Here is a 25,375-nt window from a genome sequence, read left to right as displayed (position 1 = left end):
TCAGAGGCGACCCAGCACCGCCGCGAGCCAGAGCGCGGCGGTCGCCATATTGCTCTGCCGGTACAGCCGCATACGCCCGAGCCGCCAGAGGCGCTTGGGCAGGGCGGCCCGGCGCATCGCGTCGAAATCCTCCAGGAGGGCGCGATTGTCCGGCGTGAGCCGCGCGGCGGAGCCGCGGAGCGCGGCGATATTGGTCTCGTTCCAGGCGCGGAACGTGCCGTCGAGGATCATCCGGATGCGCTTGGCGCGTTCGCGGGCACTGTCGTTGGCGCCGATCTGGTTGCCGCCGTGCTGACGATAGAGCAGCGTCGGTTCGTCGTCGTGCACCACGCGGCCACCGGCTCCGGTGACGATCTGATAGACCCACCAGTCATGCACCACCACGCGGCCGGCCTCGCGCGCGGCCGCGCGCACGAGGTCCGAGGCCGCCGGGTTGAGCAGGATCGTGTTGCCCGCGACCACGTTCTGCACCAGCGCGTTGCGAAAGCCGGTCGGCCGCGGCCGCGGCGGCGACAGCCGCCGGGTCTGCCCGTCCGCGTCGGTGATCCAGCTCCGGCTGCAATAAAGCGCCGGGCGGTCCGGCGGCAGATCCCGCAGCGCGGCGTAGCTGCGCGCAAGCTTGCCCTCGAGCCATATGTCGTCCTGGTCGGCGAAGGCGATCCAGGTGTCCGGCGCTTCGGGCACATGGCCCAGAAGCGCCAGGAAATTTGCCGCGGCGCCCTGCCGGGGTCCCTCGTGGACCGTCACAGGGTGGTCTGCGGCAAAGGCTTCGAGTACCGATCGGCTGTTGTCCGAAGAGCCGTCGTCGGCTGCGATGAGCTGCCAGTCGGGATGCGTCTGGGCGGCGATGCTGCCAAGTTGCTCGGCCAGGTGCGCACCGCCGTTGTAGACCGCGAGCAGCACGTGAATCCGGGGGGCGGGATTGGCCGGCGTCACGGGGCTGGCCGTCCTGCCGCCGCGCCTGTGTCACGCTGTCGTCTCACCGCCATAGATACTCGCCCTTCCTGCCCGGGAGCCGTGCGGCACACCGCGCCCCGGACCCTCGGTGTAGGCGCGATCCGGCGCCCGGGCAAGCCGGCGCTCAGGCACGCAGGGTGATACGGACCGCGCCGGGAGCGCGCCTGTTCTCGATGTAGATGCGCCCGTCGCGATGGGCAGAGACGCTGAGCGTTCCGGGCGGCCCGTCGCGCCCGCCGAGCACCCCCGACGCCGCAGCGATGTCGACTGGCGGGTTGGCTATCGTCGGCACGCATTCGGCGCGACGCGCATCGACCGAGTAGCGGAATTCGCAGGCGGCGTCCTCGGTGGACACCAGGATCATGCCGGCAGGAAACTCAGGTTCGAAGCTGATCGCGGTGTCCGCCTCCATGCGTTCAGCCTGCCCGCAAAGGGCGCCACTGCGCGGGACGATCACGCCCCGCGGGTCGAAACCTGCCCCCATCGCCCCGTCATGCACGAAGGCCATGCCGTCGCCGCGTCGGCACAGCCCCGTTCCCGGGCGCGACTGGAAGGCCAGCGCCGGATCCTCCGGCGCGCCGTCCTGCACGAAGAGAGTGAAGTTGCCCACTGCCGGCGAACTTCCGGCCCCGAAGTTCACGCCGAGGGACGAGGCCGGCGAAAGGTCGTCGAAGGGCGGCACGGTGAAGCGGTTGCCGTCGTACCGGGTCACGGCGCCTTCGCTCTCCGCCACGTTGCGGGCACCCTCGACGTAGTAGCGAAAAGTGCAGCCGGTGACGAAGACGGCCTTGGCGCCCCGGTTCTCGATCCCGATCGTGGTATCGGCGAGCGCCTCCCGGTCCCTCCGGCCGACACGGAAATCGACGTCGGTGAAGCGGATCGATTGGGGGCCGGGCCCTTCGAGGCGGACCCCCGAGGCGCCCGCCTCGTGGATGATCTGACCGCCCATCACGTGGATATTGGAAATGCGGGAGCCGCGCACCAGCATCGTCGGCAGCTTTTCGGGGCTCTGGATCTGATGCCAGCAGCCGATGAACTGAAGGCCCGTGATCGCGTTCGGGCCGCCTTCGATCAGGAGCGGTTTCACCCCTTCGGAAAAGGTGCAGGCCAAAAGACGCACCGACAAAGCCGCGCGACAGACGAAGGGCGAGCCGCCGGTGGCCAGAATCGTGCAATGCGCCACGACCCAGCCTTCGGGATTGACCATGTCGTCGCTTTCGCGGTCGACGACAAGGGCATCCCCCCCGTTTCCGAAACACCAAAGCGTCGAATTGGTGATTCGCGACTCCATGAAGTTGCCGGCGCTCTCGACCGCGGCGCGGGAGCAGCCGAGCACCTGGATGCGGTCGAAATTCAGCCCGCCGCGGCCGCGGTTGTGCACCCCGATTCGGAAGCGTTCGATCTCGGTTCCGATGAGTATTCCCGAGCCCTTGGAATGGTCGGCCCGCGCGAAGGCGACACCGGTGCCGCCCCGGTCGTTGCCCTGAAGGCGGCAGCCGATCATGCCCGAATGGGTATCGTCGAACGTGAACGCCGTGCCCTCGGGGTCGAACATGCGGAAGATGGCCGACCGCGGGTTGCCGACGATGTGCAGCGGGCCGCCCACCGTCACGCCGCGGATGCGGAAGATGCCGTCGGGAATGCTCAACTCGCCCACCCCTGCGGTGATGCAGAAATCGATCGCGGCCTGAAGCGCATCGGTCGCGTCGGCCTCCCCGCTCGGGTCCACGTCCCAGTGATCGAGGAAGACCGGCCCGGCCGGCACCCAGCCCTGACCGTCCGCGGTCACGAGCGCCGGCGCGGCCTCAGCCGATGGGCGGTATACCAGGTCGCCGACCCAAAGGACCTCTGCGGCGCCGGTGTCGGCGGCGGCCGCCGCCTGCCGGGTGGCGAAGATCGCCCCGCCCCCCGGCCCGGGCGCGGCGCCGTATTGCGCCTCGTACAGCAGGTGCGCATGGGCACCGCCGCCGGTGGCCTGGGCGAGGGCGGTTCGGGCCGCGAGGCCGACAAGTCGGCGGCGTGAGATGGACATCGGGTATTCTCCCTTTCGGCCGGGTGACGCCGTGCGCTATACACTGGACGCCGGCTTTCTGCATTGAACGAACCGTCAATTCCATTCTGACGCGCGAGGAGCCCGAACCACCTATGCGCCGGGAAATTTTCACACCGATCGGCGAAACAGCTCCGATCTTCTACCTGCACATTCCCAAGACCTCCGGGTCGGCGCAGAACACGGCAATCTCCGCGATCTGGCAGGACAGCGCGATCATTCATGCCGAAAGCTGGTTCAACGCGATCCGCGACCGGGTCGCGCCGCCGATGCGCGCCGACGCGGTGAGCGGACATATCGCCTACGCCTCATGGCGCTTCACGGGCCTGTCCGATCTCTATCCCGCCGCGACCGTCCTCCGCGATCCCTGGACCAGGCTGGTGTCGCATATCAACTGGATGGACCGGTTCAACCTCGGCATCGACGCGGGCACGCAGGCGCGGCTCGCCCCATCCCACACGCGTATCGTGACCGCGCTCGAGAGTACCGATTTCGACGACCGCGACAGCCTCGCCGCGCTGGTCGCCAAGCTGACCGAGGCCGGCGACGACGGCCTCTTCGACAACCTCCAGGTCCGGATGGTCACGCCGCAGGACGCTCCCAAGGGCCGGCCGGTCGGCGAAGCGGATCTCGACCGCGCGCGCGCCGCCCTGCGCGATTTCGCCATCGTCGGTCTGTCCGACGACCAGGTCGCCTTCCGCCATGCGCTCGAGGCGCATGCCCGCCGGCGCGGCGCCGCAGCGGCGAGCGAGGGCAAGGTCAACACCGCGCGATCCCAGCGCCTGTCCGCGGGTAACGCCGTCGCCCGCGAGGTGCTGACGCCGTGGTGGCAGCACGATGCCCAACTCGTGGCCTCGGTCCGCAAACTGCCGAACCGCGCGCGACGGGACAGAGGCCTCGCGCGGATGCGGCGGATACTGGCGCCGATCGGCGGCGCCGGCCTGTCGCGCCACGCGCCGACCCAGCCGAGCTGAGGGCCGGTCCCGCGCGCAGCGGCGTGCCCCGGACGATCCCCCGGGGCCGTCTGAAGCCCGTCAGCGCAGCCGGGACAGGAGCGCCTGCGACGGCTCCCCCGTCACCGCCATACCGGCGCTTTGCTGGTAGGCCGTGATCGCCGCCTCTGTGCGGTCGCCGATGACGCCGTCCGCCTCCCCGGCGTCGAAGCCCTGCGCGGTCAGGCGGCGCTGGATCTCCTGCCGGTTCTCGCGGGTCAGGCCGTAGCGGTCGGGCGCGAACTCGCCGCGCAGCGGCCCCGCCCCGGCGATCCGGTCCGACAGGTGGCCGACCCCGATCGCGTAGTTGACGGAGTTGTTGTAGCGCCGGATCACGTCGAAGTTGCGGAAGACGCGGAAGCGCGGCCCGCCCGGATCGGGCTGGATCACCCGCCCGCCGCTTCCGGGGTCGGCAGCGGTGATCTCCTGCCCCCAGGGCTCGCCCCGCCGCCAGCCCGAGGCGGCGAGGTAGGACGCGGCCGAGGCCAACCCGTCGGTCGGATCCTCCGACCAGATGTCGCGCCGCCCGTCGCCGCGGAAATCCACCGCGTAGGTCTCGTAGGTCGTGGGGATGAACTGCGTGTGCCCCATCGCGCCGGCCCAGCTTCCGACCAGGCGATCCGCGCTCGTGTCGCCCCGCGCGAGGATCTTCAGCGCGGAGATCAGCTGGCTTTCGAAGAACGCCCCGCGGCGCCCGTCATAGGCCAGCGTCGAGGTGGCGGAGACCACCGGGATCTCGCCGCGCCTTGCGCCGTAATTGCTCTCCATGCCCCAGACCGCCGCGACCACATTTGCCGGCACGCCGTAGCGGGCCTCGATCTCGCGCAGCAGACCTGCCTGCGCGCGGGCCTGCGCGCGGCCGGTCTGCACCTTTTCCTCGTCGGCGACGATGGCGAGGTAATCCTCCAGCGTGCGGACCGATTCGGTCTGGTTGCGGTCGCGTTCGACCACACCGGGCAGGAAGCCCGCGCCGCGAAAGCCCGCGTCGATGGCGCTTTGCGGCACGCCCGCCGCCTGCGCGCGGGGCCGGAAGGACGCGACCCAGGCGTCCCATCCCGGATTGGGCTGCGGCTGCAGCGCGGGGTCCGCCGCCGGCGTCAGCGGCGCGCGCATCGCACCGCCGCCGCATCCGGCCAGCATCGCCGCGCCGCCCGCGAGCACGGCCCATCGTCTCGACATCTGCATGATGTCCTCCATTGCCTGTTCTGCCTCGGCACAACTCTGCCGGGCGGGCCGCGCGCGGGCAACCGCCCTCAGCGCGCGCCCTCGGCCAGCCATGTCGCGACGCGCCCCTCCGCTTGGTCCCAGCACAGGCGATAGAGGCGTCCCGCCCGGTGGTCGGCATTCAGATCGTGGCATAGTCGCAGATCGAGCGCGGTGTCCGACAGGGCCACCACCTCGGCCGCGTCGAAGCCGAAGAACGTCCGTAGCTCCGGAAACAGCGCCTTGTAGAGCGTTTCCTTGGCCGAGAAGCCCAAGGTCGCCTGCCAGGGTGCGGGCAGGCGCGTCCGCTCTGCCTCCGACAGCGCGACGTCCCGCAGCGCCTGCAGCGCCGCGCCGTCCGGCACCGCCTCGATATCGGCGCCGATCCGCGCATGGCCCCGCGAGACGACGGCGAAGGCCACGCCGGCGGTATGGCTGATCGACCCGGCGACGCCCTCGGGCCAGAGCGGCACGCCATTGTCGTCCGCCGCAAGGTCCGTCCACGGCACCCCCAGCTGCCAGAGCGCCACACGCGTCGCGATGCGCCCCGAGAGGTATCCCGCCCGCCGCACGTCAACGGCACGGTCCAGCCGCGCCGGGCACGTCACGCCAAGGGCCCTGAACGCGGCCACCTCGTAGGCCCCGGGATCGACCGACGCCAGCACGCGGCATGGCTCGCCTTCGGACGCTTGCAAGCCGGTCAGGAACGGGTGGCCGGGGCCGAAGATCGCGCCCGGCCGAAGCGGCGTCAGACCGAAAGCCAAGGCGTGTCGCCGCTCTTCTCCAGCGCCCAGGAGGCGCGCCATTCGCCGCCTTCGCGGGCGAGCGTGAGGTAGTTGCGCTCCGCCGTGTAGTTGTGGCGCTGGCCGGGCAGAGGGCGGATGCGGATCGGGTGCTTCTGGATCGGCGCTTCGCCGAGGCGTGCCAGCGTGCCCAGGAACAGCGCCCAGAGCTTCGGCGGCGCCCGGTGCGAGATGCCCGAGGCGACGAGCTGGTGCACCGGCGTTGCGTCGGCGGCCAGTTCCGCCCGTGTCGCGAGGTGGATCTCGCCCGAGATCGCGACGACGCGGTGGCCGCGATCCTCCAGCGCCAGCACTTGTCGCAGCATCCGCACCCATTCCTTGCGGTGCGCATAGCTCTGCCACTGGTCGCGCAGGTCGTCCTCGTACTTCTCCATCCGGCGGGTGAGCCGCATCGCCCGTTCGATCAGCGACAGCCGTGGCCCGAGGAGCGGCACGCTCGACACCAGCACCACGCGCGCCTCCACGTCCTCGCAAGTCTCGGTGAACGCCGCCCAGCCGGCGGGACCGAGAATGCGCTCGCGCGTGCGTTCGGACCGCAAGTCGGGCGCGAGGATGGTCACCCCCGGCAGATCGCGCCGCCACGACAGCGACCGCCCCTCGGGATCGAGGAACAGTTCGGACACGTCCGCGTCGGTCGCCGCGTGCTGGTAGAGCAGGAACGCCTCGCGCGCGCAGCCGAACAGGGTCTGGCCCACGGCCGTCCCCTCCACCTCGCCGAGCGATCCCCAGCCGTCGCAGATGTCGTGATCGTCCCACATCATCAGCGACGGCACCTCGGCGGCGATCCGGGCAAAGCCGGGCGCCGAATAGGTCGCGTCGTAGCGGTCGAGGAAGCGCCTGCGCAGATGCGCCTCGAGGTCCGCGAGCGCCTCGGGCGTGGCAGCCTGGGGCACGTCGTCGGGCCAGTCCTCGCTGAGCCTGTGGCCCTTCGTGACTTCGTCGGCATAGACCTGATCGCCGCCATGCAGCAGCAGGTGGTAGGGCGCAGTCTCGTTCGTATCCGCGAGGCGGCGCCACATCACGTTGCGTTCCTCCGCGTCCCGGTCGAGATCGCCATCCTCCTCACCGTTGCAGGAGACGAAGCCGATGCGCAGATCGTCGTAATCGGTCGCCACGCGGTAGGTCCGACCGTCGAGGCTGTAATCCGGACGACCGCCGCGCGGCAGCTCGAAGTCGTAGCGCCAGAGGCACCGCCCGTCGATCTCGGCCAGCCGCACGGGGGCATGGTCGGCGCCCCCCGCGCGCAGCGGCGCGGGCTCGGCCGCATCGTCGCGGCAGATCATCGCGGCGAGGCGTATGTGCGACGGCTCCACCGCGCGCAGGATCAGAACTGGGCCGAAGGCCACCGGGCGCACCCCCTATCGAAACCGTGGAGCCGGACTTGGCTCCGCGCCCAGACCTTAGGGCACTCTGCCCGCGCCGCAACTCCATCCCGCTCGGCCTTGAGCCGACGCGGTGCGCGATATAGAAAACGCGGCAATCCCCGATGTCGGCCCGCATCGGGCCACCGCCCTGCGCGAGGACCCGCGATGACCGGATGCCCCGACAGCCCCGCCCGCCGGGGTCGCCCCCCGGCGCTCGACGCGGACGAGCGGCGCGATCTGATCCTCGACGCGCTGCAGGCGGTGTTCGACCGCGCCGGCATGGCCGGCGTGACCATGGCAGCCGTGGCACAGGAAGCGGGGATGTCCAAACGGACACTTTACGCCGTGTTCGACGACCGCGCCGCACTTCTGGAAGCCTACACCGAACGGCACATGGCCCGCGCCGTCCGCAAGCTGACTCCGCAGGACATCGAATTGCCCTTGGCGCAGCGCCTGCGCCGGTTGCTGGCGCCGTCGGATGCGATGCGGTCGCTTTCGCTGCCCTTCGCGATCATCCGCACGATCATCGCCGAGGCACCGGAACGGCCCGACATGGCCTCGCGGATCTTCCAGCACGGACTGCCGGCGGTCCGCGCCGCGATCCGCACCGAACTCGACCGCGCCAACGCCCGCGGCGAGGCGGACATCGCGGACACCGAGGCCGCCGCGGCGCTGTTGACGGACATGGTCCGGCCCTCGCCGCTCGACCGGTTGGTAGATCCGGCACGGCCCTTCGACTTCGAGGCCGTCTCCGCACGGTTCGAGCTGGGCCTGTCGGTGTTTCTGCGGGGCGTCGGCGCGGAAACCTGATGCCTCCGCCCGCGCCTCAGATCTCCACTTCCACGGTGCCGATCGGGTTGGAGCAGCAGGCGAGGATGTAGCCCGCCTCGATGTCCTCGTCGCTGATGCCGCCGTTGTGGACCATGTGCACATCGCCCGACCGTTTCCTGACCTTGCAGGTGCCGCACAGGCCGAATGTGCAGCCCGACGGGATGTTCAGCCCCGAGGCCCGCGCGACGCCGAGCACGGTGTCGGTCTCGAAACAATCCGAAGTGACGCCGGACTTGGCGAAGATGACCGAAGCCTTCGCGCTCTCGTCGAGGACGAGGTCGTCGAACTCCGTCAGCTCCGCGCGGCTCTCGGCCGGAGCGGCAAAGCTTTCCTGGTGGTACTTGTCCATGTCGTAACCGAGCGAGATGAGGATCTCGCGCACGTTTTCCATGAAGCCTTCGGGGCCGCAGCAATAGACGTCGCGGTCGAGGTAGTCCTGCACCATCAGGCCGAGCATCAGCGATGTCAGCCGCCCGCGATAGCCGGTCCACACGGTGTAGGGATCGTCGCGCCCGACGACGAAATGCAGCTTCAGCCCCGACACCCGGCTGGCCATGTATTCCAGCTTCTGCCGGAAGATGATGTTGTTGGGCGAGTGCGCGCAGTGGACGAAGGCGATGTCCGGGTCCTCGCCGCGTTCCCACAGGAACGCCGCCATCGACATCATCGGCGTCACGCCCGACCCGGCCGAGATGAACAGGTACTTGCCGTCCGGCTGCGGCGGCATGTGGAAATGCCCCGCCGGCCCGTAGGCGCGGATGCGCGCGCCCGGCCGCAGGTTGTCGAGCATCCAGCGCGTGCCGATGCTGCCCTCCTGCGCCTTCACCGTCACCGTCAGGAAGGCCGAGGTCGAGGGCGAGGAGGAGATCGTGTAGGTCCGCTGCACGTTGCCGCCCGGCACCGGCAGGTCGAGGGTGATGAACTGGCCCGCCCGGAACCAGATGCGGGCGCCCGACGGCGGGCGGAAGGCGAAGGTCATCACGTTCGGCGCCTCGGGCACCGTGGCGACGCATTCCAGCTCTTCGCTGTCGGACCAGACGGGCGCGTCCTCGCGCGGCATCGGGATCATGTCGGGTCTTTCCTCGGTGGTGTGTGGGGCGCTCTGCCCGGATTGCGTCGGGCGCTGTGGTGAGTATGGGACCGGGGCGCTGCCCCGGACCCCGGAGTATTTCCGGCCCAAAGAAGCCGGGGGCCGGCGCGTCGCGGCGCAGGGCGGCGCCTATTCGGCCGCGAGCATGGCGCGGCCGGTCAGCCGCTCCTGCAGGGTCCTGGCGTACCAGTCGACGAAGGCGATCACGCCGGCCTCGTGCTGGGGCGAATAGGGGCCGGGTTCGTAGGCCGGGGAGTTCACGCCGCGCTGGTTCTCCTCCACGATGGCGCGGTCCTCGTCGTTGGTGTGGATCCACACCTCGGTCAGCCGCTCGAGGTCGTAATCGACGCCCTCGACCGCGTCCTTGTGAACGAGCCAGGTGGTCGACACCTCGGTCTGCGTCGGCGAGATCGGCGTCATTCGGAAGACCAGCCCCTGATCGGACAGGAAGTGATTCCACGACGACGGGTAGTGGTAGGCCAGGCAGCTGCCCGCATCGTCGATCGACACCCGGCCGACTCGCCTGGACACCGCGGGCTTGCCGTCCATCGTGTAGGACGCGGCGTTGCCGAGGAACGGGATGCGGATGAAGCGCCACTGCGCGTCCGGCGCCATCATGAACTTCGACGGCAGGCCGGCGGCTTCGCATTTGGCGATGTGGTCGCGCAGGACCGGCGCCTGCTCCTTGGGGTTGGTGCCGAAGACCTTGGGATCCTCGGGGAAGGTGCGGCAGAGGGAGGGATGCGAGCCAGCGCAGTGGTAGCACTCCCGGTTGTTCTCCATCACCAGCTTCCAGTTGCCCTGCTCCACGATCGAGGACTGATAGGCGACCTTGCAGTCCTTGAGGCCGTGCGGGCCGGCATAGGCTTCGGCCTGCGCGCGGAAGGGCGCGATATCGGGCGGATTGTCCGCAAGGCAGATCATGATCATGCCGGCGGCTTCCTCGCAGGCGACCGGCTTCAGCCCGTGCCTGGAGGCGTCGAAATCCTCCCCCATGTCGCGCGCCCAGAGGAGGCGGCCGTCGAGTTCGTAGGTCCACTGGTGGTAGGGGCAGACCAGCTTGGGGTTCGAGCCCTTCGCGGCCGAGCAGATGCGGCTGCCGCGGTGGCGGCAGGAATTGTGGAACGCCCGCGCGATGCCGTCGGCGCCGCGCACGACGATGACCGAATAGGCGCCGATCTGGCGGGTGACGTAGTTGCCGGTCTTGGGGATTTCGGCGGACACGGCCGTCATCAGCCAGTCGCGGTACCAGATGCGCGCGAGGTCGACCTCGTAGAGGCCGGGATCGGTGTAGAACGGCCGCGCGAGCGAATGCCCCGGCTGCCGCTGGAGAAGGAGGGAGAGAACGTCCGCATCGCGAAGCATGAGGGCACCTATGGTCGAATCGGGATAATCCCCAAGCCCCCCTGATGAAGTCGCGCGCGCCATCCCGCGCGGCCAAAAGCGTCATTTTCTCGCCCGTCAAAGACATGCGCGGCACGACGTTACGGCGCGCGCCGGTCCGTGGGGCGCCAGGCCTGCATCTCCAGCACCGCGCCGCCGGCGGCGCGGGCGTCGTCAGCATCGTGAGTGACCATCAGCACCGGCAATGCCCGCGCCCGCGCCCGGTCGAAGACGAGCCGCCGGGTCTGCGCCCGAAGCGTCGCGTCGAGGCCCGAAAACGCCTCGTCCAGCAAGAGCGCGCGCGGCTCCGACAGCAGCATCCGCACCAGCGCGACGCGCGCCTTCTGCCCGCCCGAGAGAGTCGCCGGGTCGCGATCCTCGAAGCCGCCGAGGCCGACATCGGCCAGCGCCTCGGCCACCGCCCTACGCCGCCGCGCCGCCGGGCCGCCGGGGGCCAGGCCGAAGGCGGCGTTGGCGCCCACCGACAGGTGCGGAAACAGCAGATCGTCCTGGAAAAGGATGCCGAGGCGGCGCGCGTGAGGCGGCAAATCGGTGATCTCCTGCCCGCCGAGGAACACGCGCCCCATGCCGGCGAATCCCTTCGGCAGCGTGCCGGTGAGGTAGGCCAGCAGCGTCGACTTGCCGACGCCGGAGGGCCCCATCACCGTCAGCACCTCGCCCGGCGGCACGGTGGCGTCGACCTCGATCAGCGGGGTCTCGCCACGCAGGATGCACAGCCCGTCGAGCCTCAGTCCCTCAGCCATGCAGCCCCCTGCGGTTGCGGAAGATCAGCGCCGGCAGGATCAGCGCCAGCGCGAAGGGCAGGATCACCGCGGCGGTCTGCGCCAGCCCCCAGGTGCCGATGGCCCGCCGGTCCCCGCCCGAGGCGAGCGCCACCGCCTCGGTCGTCAGCGTCTCCACCCGGCCACCGCCGACGATCAGTGTCGGCAGATACTGCCCGACGCTGACCGACGCGCCCACCGCCGCCGCGATCAGCACCGGCCGCAGCAGCATCGGCAGTCGCACCCGCCACAGCGTGCCGGTCGGCGTCGTTCCCAGCGCCGCAGCGACGGTGGCGTAGCGCGGCTCCCATGCGCGCCAGGGATCGCCCAGCGACAGGAAGACGTAAGGCAGCACGAAGACGATATGGGCGAGGATCACCGGTCCGATGCCGCTGCTCAGACCGGCGGTCAGAAGCAGCGTCTGCAACCCGGGCAGGAACGCCGTCTGCGGCACCAGGAGCGGCAGGTAGATCAGCCACAGCCCCTTTTGCGACAGCGGCCGGCGGCGGCGATGCTCCGCCTCGAGGCAGCCGATCACCAGCGCCAGCGCAACCCCTGTCGCGACGGCGGCGATGATCGCGGTCTGCGCGATGGCGCCTCCGCCGTCCCGCGCGAAACGCATCCAGCTTCGGCCCGAGAGGCCCTCGGGCAGCGCATCGGGGAAGCCCCAGAACCCCGCGACGCTCCAGATCGCGAGCGTGAACAGCCCCAGGAGCACGCTCGCCGCCGACAGCCCCGCCGCGCCGAGGGCGAGTGGCCGCAGCACCGGGTCGGCCCCGGCCCCGCGCCCGCCGCGGGCGATCCAGCGCAGGCCGATCCGCGCCACCGCCACCTCGCCCAGCCGCCAGAGCGCCAGCGCCCCCGCGACGAGGGCAAGCTGCAGCATCGCCGCCGCCGCCGCGGTCAGGCGCATGGCAAGGTCGGGATCGCCCATCCAGCGCACGATCTGCACCGACAGGGTCGGCGGCGTCGACGGCCCGAGGATCAGCGCGACGTCGACCACAGACATCGAATAGGCCAGCACCACGTAGACCGGCAGCCGGATCTGCGCGTAGACCGCCGGGAACACCGCCTTGAGCCAGCCGGCGACTCGCCCGTAGCCCAGCGCGGTCGCCACGCGCATCCGCCGCCGCCAGTCGCTCTGCCCCAGCGCCGCCAGCGCCATGAGCAGAAGGAACGGCATCTCCTTCACCGTGAGGCCCGCGGCCATCGACAGGCCCCAGGGGTCCTGCGTGACGATCACGTCCGGCGGGCGTTCCCACCCCGTCGCCCAGGGCGACAAAAGCCGCACGATCCAGCCCGATGGCGCGATCAGGAAGGCGAGGCCGAAGGCCGTCGCCGCGTGGGGCACCGACAGCAGCGGCGACAAGAGGAGCTCCAGCACGCGGAAGGCGCGGGTGCCCGACCAGCCGGCCAGGAACAGCGTCACGATCCCCAGCGCCGCCATGGTGGACACAAGCCCCGTCGTCACCGATAGGCGCACCGCCGCCGCGAGGCCCGGCCAGTCGAGGAGAGCCCGCAAGGGCTGGACCGAGCCGCCTGTCCGCCCCGCCGCCGGGTAGACCCCGAGCGCCGGCAAGAGTGTGCCGGCCAGCCCCGCCGCCACCGGCCCCAGCATGGCCAGCAGCGTCAGCGCGGGCAGCAGGCGCAGCCAGAGGGGCAATCGCGCCGAAGGCACGCCTTACTGGCCGGCGCCGTAGCGCTCCGCCCAGGTGTCGGCAATGCGCGTCATCCAGGACGGATGCGGCTCCGGCTGCACCTCGCCGAGCTCTTCGGGGGATAGCGTCGCGACCCCGAGGTCGAGCGCATCGAATGCCTCGCGCCATTCCTGCGGCAGGTCCTCCACGTCCAGCACCGTGCCGTAGCCCAGCACGTCGGGATCCTGCGCCTTCACCTGCGCCTCGGGCGACATCAGGAAGTTCGCCACGACCATCGCGCCCTCCTTCGACCCCGAATTGTAGGGGATCGCCACGAAGCTGGCATTGCCCAGCGTGCCGTCCTCCAGCACGAAGGTGCGCACGCTGTCGGGCAGGCGCAGATCGGCGATCGCGGTCGACGCCTCGCCGGGGCTGAAGGAGATCGCCAGGTCGATCTCGTCGTCGGCCATCAGCCGAAGCTGGTCCGGCCCCGATTGCGGATAGGCCCGCCCGCCGCGCCAGAGGTTCGGCGTCAGCGCGTCGAGGTAGTCCCAGAGCGGCTGCACCACCGCGTCGAAATCGGCCTCATCGGCGGGCTGCATCAGAGTCTTGTTGTCGTCCGTCAGCTCGATCAGCGTCTGCTTGAGGAACGTTGTTCCAAGGAAATCGGGCGGCTGCGGATAGGTGAACCGGCCCGGATTGGCCTCCGCCCAGTCGAGGATCGCTTCGGCCGAGGGCAGCGGGTCGGGCAGATCGTCGGTGTCGTGCATGAACACCACCTGCGCCATCGCCCAGGGTGCCTCGTACCCCTCGGTCGGGACAGTGAAATCGGTCTCTACCGTCTTGCCGTCCACATCGACATGCTCCCAATTCGGCAGCTCTTCCGCGAACGGGCCGTAAAGCAGATCCTCCGCCTTCATCGAGGCGAAGTTCGGGCCGTTGATCCAGATCAGATCCACCGCGCCGTCCTCGTCCTCGCCCGCCTGTTTTTCGGACAGGACGCGGGTCACGGCATCGGCGGTATCGGCCAGCTTCACGTGTTCGAGCGTTACGCCGTACTCGCCCTCCACCCGCTCGCCCACCCAGGCGATGAAGTCGTTGGTGGCGGTCGATCCGCCCCAGGCGTGCCAGTAGACCGTCTGACCCTCTGCCGCCTCGGTCACGGCGTCCCAGTCGGCAGGATCGGTCTGGGCGAAGGCGGGCGCGGCGAGCAAGAGGGCCGGCAGGACGGATCGGATCATGGTCACTCCTTGAGGTGAAACACGGCATGCGCCCCGTAAAGCCGCAGCGCGCCGGAAGCGAAGCATAGCGCCCCGAAGGCCCAGGCCAACGGCACGAAGTGGCCCGGCAGCAGGCACAGCAGCACGAAGAACAGGATCGTCTCCGTCCCTTCCAGCAGACCGTTGGAATAATAGAGCGACTTCACGCCCTGCGCGGCGGTCTGCATGTGCTTCTTCTCGGCCAGGATCGCGTAGCCCAGAAAGCTCGCCCCGTTGAAGTAGAAGGACCACAGCAGGAACGCCCCGGCCAGCCCGTTGGCGGCGGGATCGAATAGCACGAAGCCGAACGGCACCGCGCCGTAGAAGAGAAAGTCGCTCGTGATGTCGAGATAGCCGCCGTAATCGCTGCCGCGCGAGGCCCGCGCCACGGCCCCGTCGAGCCCGTCGGCCAGCCGCGACACCAGGAGCAGGGTAAGAGCCGCGGCGAAGACGCCGAGCGCGATCAGCGCCGCGGCGGCGAGCCCGAGCGCGAGGCCCGCCAGCGTCACGGCGTTCGGCGTTATGCCCCGGCCGGCCAGCACACGTCCCACCGCGTTCAGCGGCGGGTCGATCAGGCGGCGGGCACGGGCATCGAGCATGGGGCGGCGGGCTCCGGGTTGGGTCGCCCGATACGAAGCACGCGCCGCCCACCGCGGCAATCGGTCCCACGCGAACGTGACGCAGGTGTCAGCGGCCTCAGACCTGCCCGTCGCGCGCGCGGGTCCAGCGATGCAGCCAGATCGGCGCGGCGAGATTGCCCTCGCGGTCGCGCAGCGCCAGGCGCAGCTCCACCGCGTCGGCATCGCCGGGCTTGAGATTGAAGGTCACCCGGTGCTGCTGCCCGTCCGGAAGCGGGTGGATCACCACCTCGGTGGTCTCGCCCGCATTGGCGATAAGCTCGGGCATCAGCCCGCGCGGATCGCCCCTGAGGTCGATCACGAAGATCCGTGTGCCGGGCTCGTCATGCTTGCGGCCCGACCTGCTCTGACCGATGCGCACCGGGAAATCCTGCGGCGGCGGCGCCACCGTCCAGACGACATCGTAGTCGTAGGTATAGGACCGCCCCGGCTCCAGCGGCTCGGCAGGGCGCCAGTACGACACGATGTTGTCCATGAACTCCGTGTCGGTGGGCAGCTCCACCAGCTGCACCTCGCCCGGCCCCCAATCGCCGCGCGGCTCGATCCGGGCCGAGGGCCGCTTGTGATAGAACGCCTCGGCATCCTCGAAATCGTCGAAGTCGCGATCGGTCTGGTAAAGGCCGAAGGCCTTGGGCATCTCGTCCGAGAAGGCCGAGGTCTGGATCGCGGCGGGGTTGGAGATCGGCCGCCACAGAGCCTCTCCGGCGCCGTTCTCGATCATCAGCACGTCGGTGTCGTGCACCCGCGGCCGGAAATCGTCGGACACGGCGGCGCGCATCGGCCCCTTGAGGTACATGGAGGTGAGCGCCGCGAAGCCGGCATTGGGGATCGTCTTGCGCGGAAACACCGTGACCTGCACCCGTGTCCGGGTCTGGTCGCCAGCATTGGCGTAAAGGTCCATGTACCCGGTCAGCGAGGCGCTGTCGATCAGCGCCTCGAAGCGCACGATCCCGTCCTCGGCGGGGGTGTGCAGGCGCACGATGGTGAAGCGCGGGAACTCCTCGGGTTCCGCCTCGCCGGTGCCGAGCGCGATGGCCCGGGTCGACAGCCCGTAGGTCATGTCGCGGCCGATGGCGCGGAAATAGGTGCCGCCCTGCATGACGAAGAACTCGTCCTGCACGTCGGGCTTGTTGAGATTGGTGCGCAGGCGCAGGCCGGTGAACCCGGCGCCGGGGCTCTCCTCCGGGATCGAGTCGAAATAGGCCGGGTCGTAGGAAAACAGGTCGGGCGAGAACGGCAGAGTCTCCACGACGCCGCCGCGGCGCACGAACTCGATCTTGATCGGATCGGGAAAGTAGAGGCCCGGCGGCAGCAGATCGACGGCGTAGCGGTCGCCGAGCGGCAGGAAGGCCGCCTGCCCCGGCAGCGGCCGGATCGCGCGGTAGGCATCGTAGTCGAGATCCGCGAAGGGCGCCGACAGCTCTCCCTGCGGCGCCTCGTAGGGTTTGCCTGCCATGTCGCGCGCCATGTCCAGAAGCGACGGGGCCCGGTCTTGGGCTGATGCGGTGAGGGGCGAAAGCGCCCCGGCGCCGAGGGCGCCGAGGCTGGTCGTCACGAACGTGCGGCGATGCATTTACAAGGCGACTCCATGAACCGGATGAACAGCGGTGCGAAGATCAGCGGCAGTGCCACGGGCAGGACCCAGGCCATGGCCGCCGGGTTGACGGTCGCCACGATAGCGAGGATCGCCGCGCCCGCCAGCGCTTCGACCCCGCCGGTCGGCAAGGAAATGCCGGTGCCGCCGCTCTTCTTCCAGCCGCAATCGCGGCCCGACACTACCGCGGCGACGTCGATCACGTGATGCACCATGACGATCGGGGCGAGGATCGAGGACAGCACCGTCTCCAGCAGCGCGGCGCGCAGGACCACGCCCTTGGCGCGCAGCCCCTTGGCCTGGCGGATGATGCGCGACACGCCGCAAATCTTCGGGGTGATCAGCAGTGTCGCGACCGCCAGGAGCATCCAGCCCGTCGCCAGCGGCACCGCGCCCGTCGCCAGCAGCAGCAGCGTGGCCAGCCACAGCGGCGCGGACAGGAAGCCCATGACGCCCACCGCCATGTGAAGCCGCGACAGCGGGTGCAGACCCGGTGCGGTGATCAGGCGCAGGTGCTGCAGGTTGCCCTGGCACCAGCGGCGGTCGCGCTTGTGATATTCCGACAGCGTCTGCGGGCCGTCCTCGGCCGACGCGCGGGTGTCGGCGTCGATCTCGATCCGCCAGCCGGCGCGGCGCATCCACGCCGCTTCCACGAAATCGTGGCTGAGCACGTCGCCGCCGAAGGGCGCGGCGCCCGGCAGCTTGGGCAGCGGAACCGCGTCGCGGAAGGCGCGCACGCGGATCAGCGCATTGTGCCCCCAGTAATTGCCCGCGTCACCGGTCCAGGCGGAAAAGCCTTCGAGGAAGGTCGGGCCCATGATCCGCTGCGCGCTGCGCTGAAGCTGGCCGAAGCGCGTCTCGGCCGGCAGGAGCCGCATGCCCGATTGCAGAAGGCCAGTGGAGGGCGAGCGTTCCATCCGGTGGATCAGATGGCGGATGCGCCGCGCGCTCATCCGGCTGTCTGCGTCGAGCACGAGCATGAAGTCGAAATCCGGCCCCCAGCGGTGCAGCCAGTCGCCGATATTGCCCGGCTTGCGGCCCACGTTCTCCTCGCGGCGGCGATAGGTGATGCGGCCGGCGCCGATCAGGGGTGCCAGTGCGGTCGCCTCGCGCTCCGCCTTGTCGTCACGGGTGTCGGAGATCACGAAGATCCGCGTGTGCCGGTCGAGCCCGCGCTGCGCCAGGTCGTCGGCCAGTTCCGCCAGCATCTTCGCCGGGCCGCGCGGTTCCTCGCCGCACAGCGTCAGCAGGATCGCCGTCTGGGTCGCCGGCTGCCAATCGGGCATCGGCTTGGGTGCCGGAGGGGCGGGAAAGATCAGCCCGACAACCGCCGTCGAGGCGCCAAGGGCGAGCGTCGTCGTCGTAAGGGTAATGAGGGCCATCGCCAGAACCGACCAGAAGCCCCACGCCCCTATTGTCAGGACGTATCCCGCCATCACCGCGGCGGTCAGGACGGCCGTCAGCGCCATGACCGCCAGAAGCGGCCGACGATCCGGCCGGGCCGGTTCGGCCGGACCCGGGTGAGGAGCGATGGCCGCGTCGAAGCGGCTGTTGGGAATGTGAACGGTCACGATGCACCCCTTGCGTGTTTCCGTAGAACAGACATCCCCTCTGCAATGCAGCACGGCCGTTTTGGTTCTCTACGGGTTTCGGCACCCGCCATTCTTCGCCGAGGACGAGGCGCGACTTGCGCGAGAATCCGCCACACGCGGGCAATGTGCCGCTTCAACGGGCGCGGCGCGAACGCATCACCCGGCTGCGAGGCGTCCGCAATTTCGTTGCCTCGGGTCGCATTGAGGCCCATATGCGCAGTGCGTCCGGGCGGATCCCTCTTGCGGGATCGGGGGCCACGGGCCCGGCGACGGCGGAATATGAGGTCCCGATACATGGCATGGCAGGCGCGCCTGTCGCGTACCCAGATGAGAATGTTGCAGATCGCGGTGAGCCTGTCCCTGCTCGCCGTGCTGTGGCATGCCGTCGACGGGCAGGAAGCGCTGCGCATCCTGTCGGGCGCCGACCTGCGCTGGCTTCTGGCCGCGTGGCTGGCGCTCGGGGCGCAGACGATCCTGTCGGCGCTGCGCTGGAAGATCACCGCCGGACAGCTCGGCCAGCGCTTCTCGATCGGCAAGGCGATCTCGGAATACTACCTTGCGCAACTGGTGAACCAGTCGCTGCCCGGCGGCATGGTCGGCGATGCCGGCCGCGCGGTGCGGGCGCGGCACCATGCCGGGCTGCTGCGCGCCAGTCAGGCGGTGGTGTTCGAACGGCTCGGCGGGCAGGCGCTGATCTTCACGACGATGTGCGCGACCTTCCTCATCACTTTCGCGCTGCCCGGCGGGTTCCAGTGGCCGTTCTGGCTGCGCTCCGCGCTGGTGCCGATCATGATCGGCGGGGCCTGCGTGCCCTTCGTGTTCTGGCTGACCTGGCTTCTGCCGGGGCCGCAGAAACGCGCGCTCGACGATCTGTGGTACGCGATCTCCGCCTCGCTCCTGGCGCGTCGGGTGCTGCCCTGGCAGATCGTTCTGAGCATCGGGACGACCGTGGCAAGCCTCGGCGCCTTTGCCCTCTGCGCCCGCGCCACGGGGACCGAACTGCCGCTCGTGGCGATCTGCGCCATCGTGCCGCCGATCCTGCTGACCATGCTGATCCCGGTGTCGATCTCGGGCTGGGGCCTGCGCGAAGGCGCGGCGGCGACGCTGTTCCCGGTGGCCGGCTTCGCAAGCTCGGCCGGGCTCGCCGCCTCCATCGCCTTCGGGCTGACCTTCATCGCGGCAGTGCTGCCCGGCCTCGTGCCGATCCTGATGCGCCGGTCGCACCGCCGGCCGCACGCGCCGGCGGGCCACGCCAAGAAGACCTAGCCGCCGTCCATCCGCGCCCGCGTCGCCCTGTCCGCCAGTTCGCGCAGCGCTTTCAGGATCGGATCGGCCTCCGTCCGCGCGCGGCCGTAATCGAGGTTGAAGGCGTAGTCGAAATCGTCCGGATTGCTTCCGGCGACGTGCTGCAGGATCGTCTCGATCTTGTCGAGGCCCTTGGCCATCCGCGCCTCGGGACTCGCCGCCCCGGCATATTCGTCCCAGAGCGCGGCCATCTCGGTGCGCAGATCCTCGGGCAGCGGCGCGCAGAGCGTGAGGAAATCCGCCCGCTCCCGCGCTTCGCGACCATCTCCTGCGCACTGATCAGTCGCCGGCACATCGCCCGAGATCGCCTCGCCCAGATCGTGGATCACGCAGAGTTTCAGGAGTTTCAGCAGGTCGACATCCGTGTCCCGCTCCAGCAGCATCGCGAAAAGGCACAGCCGCCACGAATGCTCCGCCACGCTTTCACGGCGCCCCTGGCCGGTATGGCCGCTGCGCAGCGTGTCCTTCAGCCGCTCCGCCCCCTGCAGAAAGGCGACGATGCCGGTCAGCCTGTCGGTCGCGGTGTCCATGACGCCATCGCTAGCAGAGGGGCGGAGCGGCACAAGCGCTACTGGCCGAAGTTGCCGAGCGCGGCGAAGTCCATGGCTTCCAGCACCGGCATCATCACCGACGGCTCCGCCCCCTCGGCCTGCACCAGGATGCGGTTGCCGATCAGCGCCATGGCCTGATCGTCCTGTGTGGCAAAGCGCTGGCGGCCGATCCGTTCGACGCGCATGCCCATCGCCGCGGCGTTGGAGATCATCGCCGACATGCTGGCGACCATCGGGTTGTCAGCCATCAGCGTGACCGTGAAACTCTCGCCGTCCGCGTCGGTATAGCTCGCCTTCGCGCCGACGCCGCCGCCCATCATGGCGAGGCCGGAATTCATCTCCGTGTCTACCTCGCGGGTCCAGCCCTCGGGCGCCTCGGGCAGATGGCCGCCGAGCGCGTCGGTCTTCTTCTCCATCAGCCGCTGGCGCGCGAAGTCGAGCTCGTCTAGCGCGAACTGGATATCGCCGTCGGTATAGGCATCCTGAGCGGCGGTCAGCGCCTCGGATATCTCGTCGGCAAAGGCGGTGACGGGAAGAAGCGTCAGCGCGGCGGCGCAGGCAAAACGGTGAAACATCGTGGAAATCCCTTTCTCGAATTGGCGTTTCGAGGGGAGTGTCACGAAAGCGCGCGGCCCCTGCAAGTCGGGTATACCGGAGCCGCGCGGGGGTGGCTTACGCCAGTTCGGGGGTCACCGACACGCCCTTGGTCAGCGCATTCGAGTAGGGGCAGACCTCGTGGCCGCCGGCGACGATGTCCTCGGCGGTCGCGCGGTCCATGCCCGGCAGAGACACCTTGATCGACACCGACAGGCCGAACCCGGTGTCCTCGCGCGGGCCGATGCCGACCTCGGCGGTCACCGACGCGTCGTCCGGGATCTCGACTTTCTTCTGGCCGGCATAGTGGCGCATCGCGCCGAGAAAGCAGGCCGCGTAGCCGGTCGCGAAAAGCTGCTCGGGGTTCGCACCGTCGCCCGAGCCGCCCATCTCCTTCGGCGGGCGCATCTTCAGGTCGATGGCGCCGTCCTCGGTCTTGGCCTGGCCGTCGCGGCCGCCGCCATGGGCAGTGGCGCTGATTGAATAGACGATTTTGGTGGGCATGATGCCTCCTTCGCGTTTGCGCAGTATCTGCGCTCGCCACGTATGCCGGCCAGCAGCCCCTTCAAGCATTGCCCGCCCGCCGCCGTCCCACCTGGCCGCAATGAGCGTTCCGCAACGAACTTCCGCGCCGGAAACGTCGCTGTGCATCGAATTGCGGGCAAGGCTGCGCAACCTGGTTGCGCGGATCGAGGCCACGGGCCGGGGCTAGGGCTTTCCGCGGGCCGCCAACTGCACTATCCGGAGGGCGCGCACGAAGCGGCAGGGAGGCGGCGATGCAATACGTGAAGTGGACGGCGATCGTGGTCTTCTGGGCGGTGGTGCTGGGCTTTCTGCACTACACGCTGCCGCAGAACGACGTCGCGCGGATCACCGACACCTATGAAAAGCGCGTCGATTTCGGCGCCAACCGGATGTTCTGGACCGGCGCCGACGGCAGCGACACGACGCCGGGCAACCGCGACGTGTTCTTCATCCAGACGCGCCAGGGCGACGGCGACGTCATGGTCTACCGCAACGAGGATACCGGCTGGGGCTGGCCGCCCTACTTCAAGTTCGACAGCTCCAACCTGCAGGCCATCGCCGTCGATTTCCGCTCGAACTCGGAGTCGCCGCAATGGGTGGCGATCAAACATTACGGCTGGCGGCTGGAATTCCTGTCGATCTTCCCCAACGCGCTGTCCATCCGCGCCGTCGAGGGGCCGGACGTGACGATCGTGCCGTGGACGGCCATCGTCATCCTCGTGCTGCTCGTGGCCATCGCCTGGGCGATCACGGTGCGCGTGCTGCGCTTCCGCCGCAACCGCATCGACCCGGTGCTCGAAGACGTGGGCGAGAGCTTCGACAGCGCAGGAAACCGCTGGTCGCGCCGCCGCCGGCGTATCGCGCGCTGGTTCGGGGGCGGCGGAAAGGGCTGACGCCCGCGCCACAATTGTTGCAATTGTAGCCACATTGCCTGCCGATTCGGAGGGTATCCGGTTCGCGGCAGGTCGATGCCGGATCGGCGCGGAAATCCAGCCGCGGCGCGACGTCGCGACCGGGCATCCGGCCGGCAGACGGCCCTAGGACGAGCATGGCCCCGCCCCCGGGGGCCGGAGGTAACGAGGACGGCCCGGCGCAATGCCGAACATGTTGGCCTATCTGATGCTGGCGCTCTGGCCGGTTCTGACGCTGGTGATGTTCCAGCGGCTGCCGCCGTCCCGCGCCATGCTGATTGCCATCGTCGGCGGCTACCTCGTGCTGCCGGAGCCACCGGCGGTCTTCGACCTGCCGCTCTTCCCGCCGTTCACCAAGCACAACATCCCTGCGCTGTCGGCCTTCCTCGCGCTTCTGTGGACGCAGGGCAGGAGCGCGCCGCTCTTTCCCCGCAACCTCATGGCGCGGGCTCTGCTGGCCATCTTCGTGATCTCCCCGGTCTTCACTGTCCTGGTCAATCCGGAGCCGCTGGTCTTCGACGCGGCGGTGATTCCGGGGCTCGGCTTCAAGGACATGATCGCACTGCCGATGACCCAGGCGCTGCTGATCCTGCCGTTCCTGCTGGCCCGGCGGCTGCTGGCCACCGGGGAGGCGCAGCGCGAAACCCTGCGCGCGCTGTTCTGGGGCGGCATGGCCTATTCGGTCCTGATGCTGATCGAGATCCGGCTGTCGCCGCAGATCAACCTCTGGGTCTACGGCTACTACCAGCACGCCTTCGACCAGACGATCCGCTTCGGCGGCTTCCGCCCGATGGTGTTCCTCTACCACGGGCTCTGGGTCGCGTTCTTCTGCATGATGGCGATGGTAGCAGCCTGGGCGCTTTGGAAATCCGACACGCGCGGCAACCGTCTGGTCTACTTCCTCTCGGCGCTCTACCTGACGGCCATCCTGGTGCTCGCAAAGTCGCTCGGGGCGCTCATTCTCGCAGTCGGGCTGGTGCCGCTCGTGCTACTGCTGAACCCCGTCATGCAGATCAACGCGGCGATCCTGATCGCCTGCCTCTCCATGGCCTACCCGGTGATGAAGGGCGCCGGCATCGTCCCCGAGGAAACGCTCCTCGCCCGGGCCGAGGCGATTGACGCCGATCGCGCTCGGTCCATTGAGTTCCGCTTCGACCAGGAGGAAGTGCTCCTTGAAAAGGCCCGGGAAAAACCGGTCTTCGGATGGGGCAGCTGGGGGCGCAACCACATCCACGACGAGGTCACGGGCCGCATCCTGACCGTGGCCGACGGGCGCTGGATCATCACCATCGGGATCTACGGCTGGATCGGCTTCCTGGCGGAGTTCGGGCTGATATCGCTGCCGATCTTCCTTCTGTGGCGCGAGACCGTGTCGCGCCGTGACGGGGAGGTGGCGCGCTACATCGCGCCGCTGACGCTGCTGCTCGCCTTCAACCTCTTCGACATGCTGCCGAATGCGACGCTGACGCCGATCACCTGGCTGATCGCGGGGGCGCTCACCGGCTACGCCGAAGTGCTGCGCGCCGAACGGCTGCGCGAGCGCCCCGCCGCGCGGATGAAATGGAAGCCGATCCTGTGAAGCCCCGCGTCCTCGTCATCGCCGAGGCGGCGAACCCCGAATGGGTGTCGGTGCCGCTGGTGGGCTGGTCGCTGGCCCGCGCGCTGGGCGAGGTCGCGGAGGTCCACCTCGTCACCCAGATCCGCAATCGCGACGCCATCCTGCGCGCCGGGCTGGACGAGGGGCGCGACTTCACCGCCATCGATTCCGAGGCCTTCGCGAAACCCGCCTGGGCGCTGGCCGAGAAGCTGCGCATGGGCGAGGGCAAGGGCTGGACCATGGTGCAGGCGATCAACGCGCTGTCCTATCCGTATTTCGAGCGGCTGGTCTGGCGCCGTTTCGGGCCGGAGATCGCGCGCGGCGAATGGGACATCGTTCACCGCGTGACGCCGCTGTCGCCCACCATCGCCTCGCCCATCGCGGGGCGGGTGGCGCGCGCGGGGGTGCCGTTCGTGCTCGGCCCGCTCAACGGCGGGGTGCCGTGGCCCAGGGGGTTCGACGCGGAACGCCGGCGCGAAAAGGAATGGCTGAGCTATCTGCGCGGCGCGTACCGGATGATGCCGGGGCGTGGCGGCACCTTGCGCCACGCCGCCGCGATCCTCGCGGGGTCCCGCCACACGGCATCCGAGATCCCGGCAGCGCATAGGACCAGGACCGTCTGGCTGCCAGAGAACGGCATCGACCCGGCGCGCTTTTCCGCGCCTCGCGCGGCCCCGGAAGGCGGGCCGCTCGTCGCCTCCTTCGTCGGCCGACTGGTGCCCTACAAGGGGCCCGACATGCTGATCGAGGCGGCGCGAGACCTGCTGGAGGCGGGACGGATGCGGCTGGAGATCGTCGGCGACGGTCCGATGATGCCGGCACTGCGGGCCGAGGCGGAGGGACTGCCGGTGACCTTCCACGGCTGGCGCCCGCATGGCGAGGTGCAGGACGTGCTGGCCCGCAGCCACGTCTTCGCCTTCCCGTCGATCCGTGAATTCGGCGGCGGCGTGGTGCTGGAGGCGATGGCCCTCGGTGTGCCGCCGCTGATCGTCGATTATGCCGGGCCCGGGGAACTGGTCGGGCCGAAGACGGGCCTCAAGGTCCCGTGCGGTACACGGCCCGAGATCGTCGCGGCGTTCCGCGCGGAGCTGACGCGGCTGGCGGAGGACCGGAGCGGACTGTACGCGCTGGGAGAGGCCGCGCGGGCGCGGGTGGCCGCCGAATTCACATGGAGCGCGAAGGCGCGTCAGGTGGCGCGGGTCTACGACTGGGTTCAGGACGGGAGCGGTCAGGCACCCGAGGTCATGCAGGGCTGAGGGCTGCGGTGCCGGGCGGCTGCGCCCCGCGTCGCGCAATGAAGAACCAAAACCAACCGCAATGCAAAAAGCCCCCGCCAAGTCTGACGAGGGCCTCTCAAATGCATACGCTGTCCCGCACTGGGATCAGATCGATTCGTCGATCCAGCCCTTCAGCGCCGCCTTCGGCGCCGCCCCGGCGCGGTTGGAGATCACCTGACCGTCCTTGAAGATGAACAGCGCCGGGATACCGCGCACGCCCATCGCGGCGGCGGTGTCGGGGTTCTGGTCGACATCGACCTTGGCCACCTTGATCTTGCCGCCGTATTCGTCGGCAAGCTCTTCCAGCGCGGGGCCGATCTGCTTGCACGGGCCGCACCATTCGGCCCAGAAATCGACGACCACGGGGACGTCGGAATTCTTCACTTCGTCGTCGAAGGTCGCGTCGGTGACGGACACGGTGGACATCGGAACTCTCCTGG

The 25,375-nt window shown here is 69.6% G+C and carries 23 protein-coding genes; 6 read left to right on the top strand and 17 right to left on the bottom strand.

The window, feature by feature from the left end; translation table 11 throughout:
* Window positions 1-936 carry a glycosyltransferase family 2 protein gene (locus F3H57_RS04490; RefSeq protein WP_149754678.1) on the bottom strand — a complete coding sequence of 312 codons (936 nt, stop codon included), beginning with the start codon at window positions 934-936 and terminating at the stop codon, window positions 1-3.
* Window positions 937-1,081: 145 nt separating this feature from the next.
* Window positions 1,082-2,989: a hypothetical protein gene (locus tag F3H57_RS04485; protein ID WP_149754677.1), complete on the bottom strand. Its 1,908-nt coding sequence runs from the start codon at window positions 2,987-2,989 to the stop codon at window positions 1,082-1,084.
* A gap of 113 nt (window positions 2,990-3,102) precedes the next feature.
* On the opposite strand from F3H57_RS04485, the gene F3H57_RS04480 reads away from it, so the two are divergent.
* Window positions 3,103-3,981, top strand: coding sequence for a hypothetical protein (locus tag F3H57_RS04480; protein ID WP_149754676.1), 879 nt, complete (start codon window positions 3,103-3,105; stop codon window positions 3,979-3,981).
* 60 nt (window positions 3,982-4,041) lie between these two features.
* On the opposite strand, the gene F3H57_RS04475 is transcribed toward F3H57_RS04480, so the two are convergent.
* From F3H57_RS04475 to F3H57_RS04465, 3 genes are all read right to left on the bottom strand, one after another.
* A complete protein-coding gene (locus tag F3H57_RS04475; protein ID WP_149754675.1) occupies window positions 4,042-5,184 on the bottom strand; it encodes a lytic murein transglycosylase in 1,143 nt (380 codons plus the stop codon).
* 68 nt (window positions 5,185-5,252) lie between these two features.
* On the bottom strand, window positions 5,253-5,966 hold the full coding sequence (locus F3H57_RS04470; RefSeq protein WP_188129597.1) for a 4'-phosphopantetheinyl transferase family protein: 714 nt from the start codon (window positions 5,964-5,966) through the stop codon (window positions 5,253-5,255).
* On the bottom strand, window positions 5,951-7,351 hold the full coding sequence (locus tag F3H57_RS04465) for an alkaline phosphatase D family protein (protein ID WP_223162948.1): 1,401 nt from the start codon (window positions 7,349-7,351) through the stop codon (window positions 5,951-5,953). Before F3H57_RS04465 ends, F3H57_RS04470 begins: the two co-directional genes overlap by 16 nt.
* Before the next feature lie 183 nt (window positions 7,352-7,534).
* Here F3H57_RS04465 and F3H57_RS04460 point away from each other — a divergent pair, with 183 nt between their 5' ends.
* Window positions 7,535-8,179, top strand: coding sequence for a TetR/AcrR family transcriptional regulator (locus F3H57_RS04460; protein WP_149754673.1), 645 nt, complete (start codon window positions 7,535-7,537; stop codon window positions 8,177-8,179).
* Window positions 8,180-8,195: 16 nt separating this feature from the next.
* Here F3H57_RS04460 and F3H57_RS04455 read toward each other — a convergent pair whose 3' ends face one another.
* From F3H57_RS04455 to mdoH, 8 genes are all read right to left on the bottom strand, one after another.
* Window positions 8,196-9,260: a hybrid-cluster NAD(P)-dependent oxidoreductase gene (locus tag F3H57_RS04455; RefSeq protein WP_149754901.1), complete on the bottom strand. Its 1,065-nt coding sequence runs from the start codon at window positions 9,258-9,260 to the stop codon at window positions 8,196-8,198.
* Between the two features lie 159 nt (window positions 9,261-9,419).
* Window positions 9,420-10,655, bottom strand: a complete 1,236-nt coding sequence (locus F3H57_RS04450) for an aromatic ring-hydroxylating oxygenase subunit alpha (RefSeq protein WP_149754672.1) — start codon at window positions 10,653-10,655, stop codon at window positions 9,420-9,422.
* A gap of 119 nt (window positions 10,656-10,774) precedes the next feature.
* Window positions 10,775-11,437: an ATP-binding cassette domain-containing protein gene (locus tag F3H57_RS04445; protein ID WP_149754671.1), complete on the bottom strand. Its 663-nt coding sequence runs from the start codon at window positions 11,435-11,437 to the stop codon at window positions 10,775-10,777.
* Complete coding sequence (locus F3H57_RS04440) at window positions 11,430-13,073, bottom strand: ABC transporter permease (protein ID WP_149754900.1); 1,644 nt, start codon at window positions 13,071-13,073, stop codon at window positions 11,430-11,432. The genes F3H57_RS04445 and F3H57_RS04440 overlap by 8 nt, the downstream gene beginning before the upstream one ends.
* A 63-nt stretch (window positions 13,074-13,136) precedes the next feature.
* The gene (locus F3H57_RS04435; protein ID WP_149754670.1) at window positions 13,137-14,333 is read right to left on the bottom strand and encodes an ABC transporter substrate-binding protein; all 1,197 of its coding nucleotides are present in this window, start codon (window positions 14,331-14,333) and stop codon (window positions 13,137-13,139) included.
* 2 nt (window positions 14,334-14,335) lie between these two features.
* On the bottom strand, window positions 14,336-14,950 hold the full coding sequence (locus F3H57_RS04430; protein WP_149754669.1) for a CDP-alcohol phosphatidyltransferase family protein: 615 nt from the start codon (window positions 14,948-14,950) through the stop codon (window positions 14,336-14,338).
* Between the two features lie 97 nt (window positions 14,951-15,047).
* Window positions 15,048-16,562, bottom strand: coding sequence for a glucan biosynthesis protein (locus F3H57_RS04425; RefSeq protein ID WP_149754668.1), 1,515 nt, complete (start codon window positions 16,560-16,562; stop codon window positions 15,048-15,050).
* Window positions 16,541-18,154: a glucans biosynthesis glucosyltransferase MdoH gene (gene mdoH / locus F3H57_RS04420; protein ID WP_149754667.1), complete on the bottom strand. Its 1,614-nt coding sequence runs from the start codon at window positions 18,152-18,154 to the stop codon at window positions 16,541-16,543. The genes F3H57_RS04425 and mdoH overlap by 22 nt, the downstream gene beginning before the upstream one ends.
* 315 nt (window positions 18,155-18,469) lie before the next feature.
* On the opposite strand from mdoH, the gene F3H57_RS04415 reads away from it, so the two are divergent.
* On the top strand, window positions 18,470-19,441 hold the full coding sequence (locus F3H57_RS04415) for a lysylphosphatidylglycerol synthase transmembrane domain-containing protein (RefSeq protein ID WP_223162947.1): 972 nt from the start codon (window positions 18,470-18,472) through the stop codon (window positions 19,439-19,441).
* On the opposite strand, the gene F3H57_RS04410 is transcribed toward F3H57_RS04415, so the two are convergent.
* The 3 genes from F3H57_RS04410 to F3H57_RS04400 form a co-directional block, all read right to left on the bottom strand.
* Complete coding sequence (locus F3H57_RS04410) at window positions 19,438-20,010, bottom strand: HD domain-containing protein (protein ID WP_149754666.1); 573 nt, start codon at window positions 20,008-20,010, stop codon at window positions 19,438-19,440. The two genes, F3H57_RS04415 and F3H57_RS04410, sit on opposite strands and share 4 nt — an antisense overlap.
* 38 nt (window positions 20,011-20,048) lie before the next feature.
* Window positions 20,049-20,606 carry a hypothetical protein gene (locus tag F3H57_RS04405; RefSeq protein WP_149754665.1) on the bottom strand — a complete coding sequence of 186 codons (558 nt, stop codon included), beginning with the start codon at window positions 20,604-20,606 and terminating at the stop codon, window positions 20,049-20,051.
* Between the two features lie 97 nt (window positions 20,607-20,703).
* Window positions 20,704-21,129: an organic hydroperoxide resistance protein gene (locus F3H57_RS04400; protein ID WP_149754664.1), complete on the bottom strand. Its 426-nt coding sequence runs from the start codon at window positions 21,127-21,129 to the stop codon at window positions 20,704-20,706.
* Window positions 21,130-21,401: 272 nt separating this feature from the next.
* Here F3H57_RS04400 and F3H57_RS04395 point away from each other — a divergent pair, with 272 nt between their 5' ends.
* From F3H57_RS04395 to F3H57_RS04385, 3 genes are all read left to right on the top strand, one after another.
* Entirely contained in the window at window positions 21,402-22,043 is a 642-nt protein-coding gene (locus F3H57_RS04395; protein ID WP_149754663.1) for a DUF1523 family protein, read from the top strand.
* Between the two features lie 202 nt (window positions 22,044-22,245).
* A complete protein-coding gene (locus tag F3H57_RS04390) occupies window positions 22,246-23,640 on the top strand; it encodes a hypothetical protein (RefSeq protein ID WP_149754662.1) in 1,395 nt (464 codons plus the stop codon).
* Entirely contained in the window at window positions 23,622-24,914 is a 1,293-nt protein-coding gene (locus F3H57_RS04385; protein ID WP_149754661.1) for a glycosyltransferase family 4 protein, read from the top strand. Before F3H57_RS04390 ends, F3H57_RS04385 begins: the two co-directional genes overlap by 19 nt.
* Window positions 24,915-25,040: 126 nt before the next feature.
* Here the strand turns inward: F3H57_RS04385 and trxA are convergent, their stop codons facing one another.
* Window positions 25,041-25,361 carry a thioredoxin gene (gene trxA, locus F3H57_RS04380; protein WP_149754660.1) on the bottom strand — a complete coding sequence of 107 codons (321 nt, stop codon included), beginning with the start codon at window positions 25,359-25,361 and terminating at the stop codon, window positions 25,041-25,043.
* Between the last annotated feature and the right edge of the window lie 14 nt (window positions 25,362-25,375).

The sequence above is a fragment of the Roseivivax sediminis genome (genome assembly GCF_900112685.1).
Classification (GTDB): domain Bacteria; phylum Pseudomonadota; class Alphaproteobacteria; order Rhodobacterales; family Rhodobacteraceae; genus Roseivivax; species Roseivivax sediminis.
This window is presented reverse-complemented; position numbering and strand designations above follow the sequence as displayed.

Bases quoted from the DNA above. Each gene is read 5' to 3' on its own strand.
- trxA (WP_149754660.1), bottom strand. From the start codon at position 25,361: ATGTCCACCGTGTCCGTCACCGACGCGACCTTCGACGACGAAGTGAAG.
- F3H57_RS04400 (WP_149754664.1), bottom strand. From the start codon at position 21,129: ATGCCCACCAAAATCGTCTATTCAATCAGCGCCACTGCCCATGGCGGC.
- F3H57_RS04455 (WP_149754901.1), bottom strand. From the start codon at position 9,260: ATGCCGCGCGAGGACGCGCCCGTCTGGTCCGACAGCGAAGAGCTGGAA.
- F3H57_RS04450 (WP_149754672.1), bottom strand. From the start codon at position 10,655: ATGCTTCGCGATGCGGACGTTCTCTCCCTCCTTCTCCAGCGGCAGCCG.
- F3H57_RS04385 (WP_149754661.1), top strand. From the start codon at position 23,622: ATGGAAGCCGATCCTGTGAAGCCCCGCGTCCTCGTCATCGCCGAGGCG.
- F3H57_RS04405 (WP_149754665.1), bottom strand. From the start codon at position 20,606: ATGTTTCACCGTTTTGCCTGCGCCGCCGCGCTGACGCTTCTTCCCGTC.
- F3H57_RS04475 (WP_149754675.1), bottom strand. From the start codon at position 5,184: ATGCAGATGTCGAGACGATGGGCCGTGCTCGCGGGCGGCGCGGCGATG.
- F3H57_RS04435 (WP_149754670.1), bottom strand. From the start codon at position 14,333: ATGATCCGATCCGTCCTGCCGGCCCTCTTGCTCGCCGCGCCCGCCTTC.
- F3H57_RS04395 (WP_149754663.1), top strand. From the start codon at position 21,402: ATGCAATACGTGAAGTGGACGGCGATCGTGGTCTTCTGGGCGGTGGTG.
- F3H57_RS04390 (WP_149754662.1), top strand. From the start codon at position 22,246: ATGCCGAACATGTTGGCCTATCTGATGCTGGCGCTCTGGCCGGTTCTG.
- F3H57_RS04485 (WP_149754677.1), bottom strand. From the start codon at position 2,989: ATGTCCATCTCACGCCGCCGACTTGTCGGCCTCGCGGCCCGAACCGCC.
- F3H57_RS04460 (WP_149754673.1), top strand. From the start codon at position 7,535: ATGACCGGATGCCCCGACAGCCCCGCCCGCCGGGGTCGCCCCCCGGCG.
- F3H57_RS04445 (WP_149754671.1), bottom strand. From the start codon at position 11,437: ATGGCTGAGGGACTGAGGCTCGACGGGCTGTGCATCCTGCGTGGCGAG.
- F3H57_RS04410 (WP_149754666.1), bottom strand. From the start codon at position 20,010: ATGGACACCGCGACCGACAGGCTGACCGGCATCGTCGCCTTTCTGCAG.
- F3H57_RS04425 (WP_149754668.1), bottom strand. From the start codon at position 16,562: ATGCATCGCCGCACGTTCGTGACGACCAGCCTCGGCGCCCTCGGCGCC.
- F3H57_RS04415 (WP_223162947.1), top strand. From the start codon at position 18,470: ATGGCATGGCAGGCGCGCCTGTCGCGTACCCAGATGAGAATGTTGCAG.
- F3H57_RS04430 (WP_149754669.1), bottom strand. From the start codon at position 14,950: ATGCTCGATGCCCGTGCCCGCCGCCTGATCGACCCGCCGCTGAACGCG.
- F3H57_RS04440 (WP_149754900.1), bottom strand. From the start codon at position 13,073: ATGCTGGGGCCGGTGGCGGCGGGGCTGGCCGGCACACTCTTGCCGGCG.
- F3H57_RS04480 (WP_149754676.1), top strand. From the start codon at position 3,103: ATGCGCCGGGAAATTTTCACACCGATCGGCGAAACAGCTCCGATCTTC.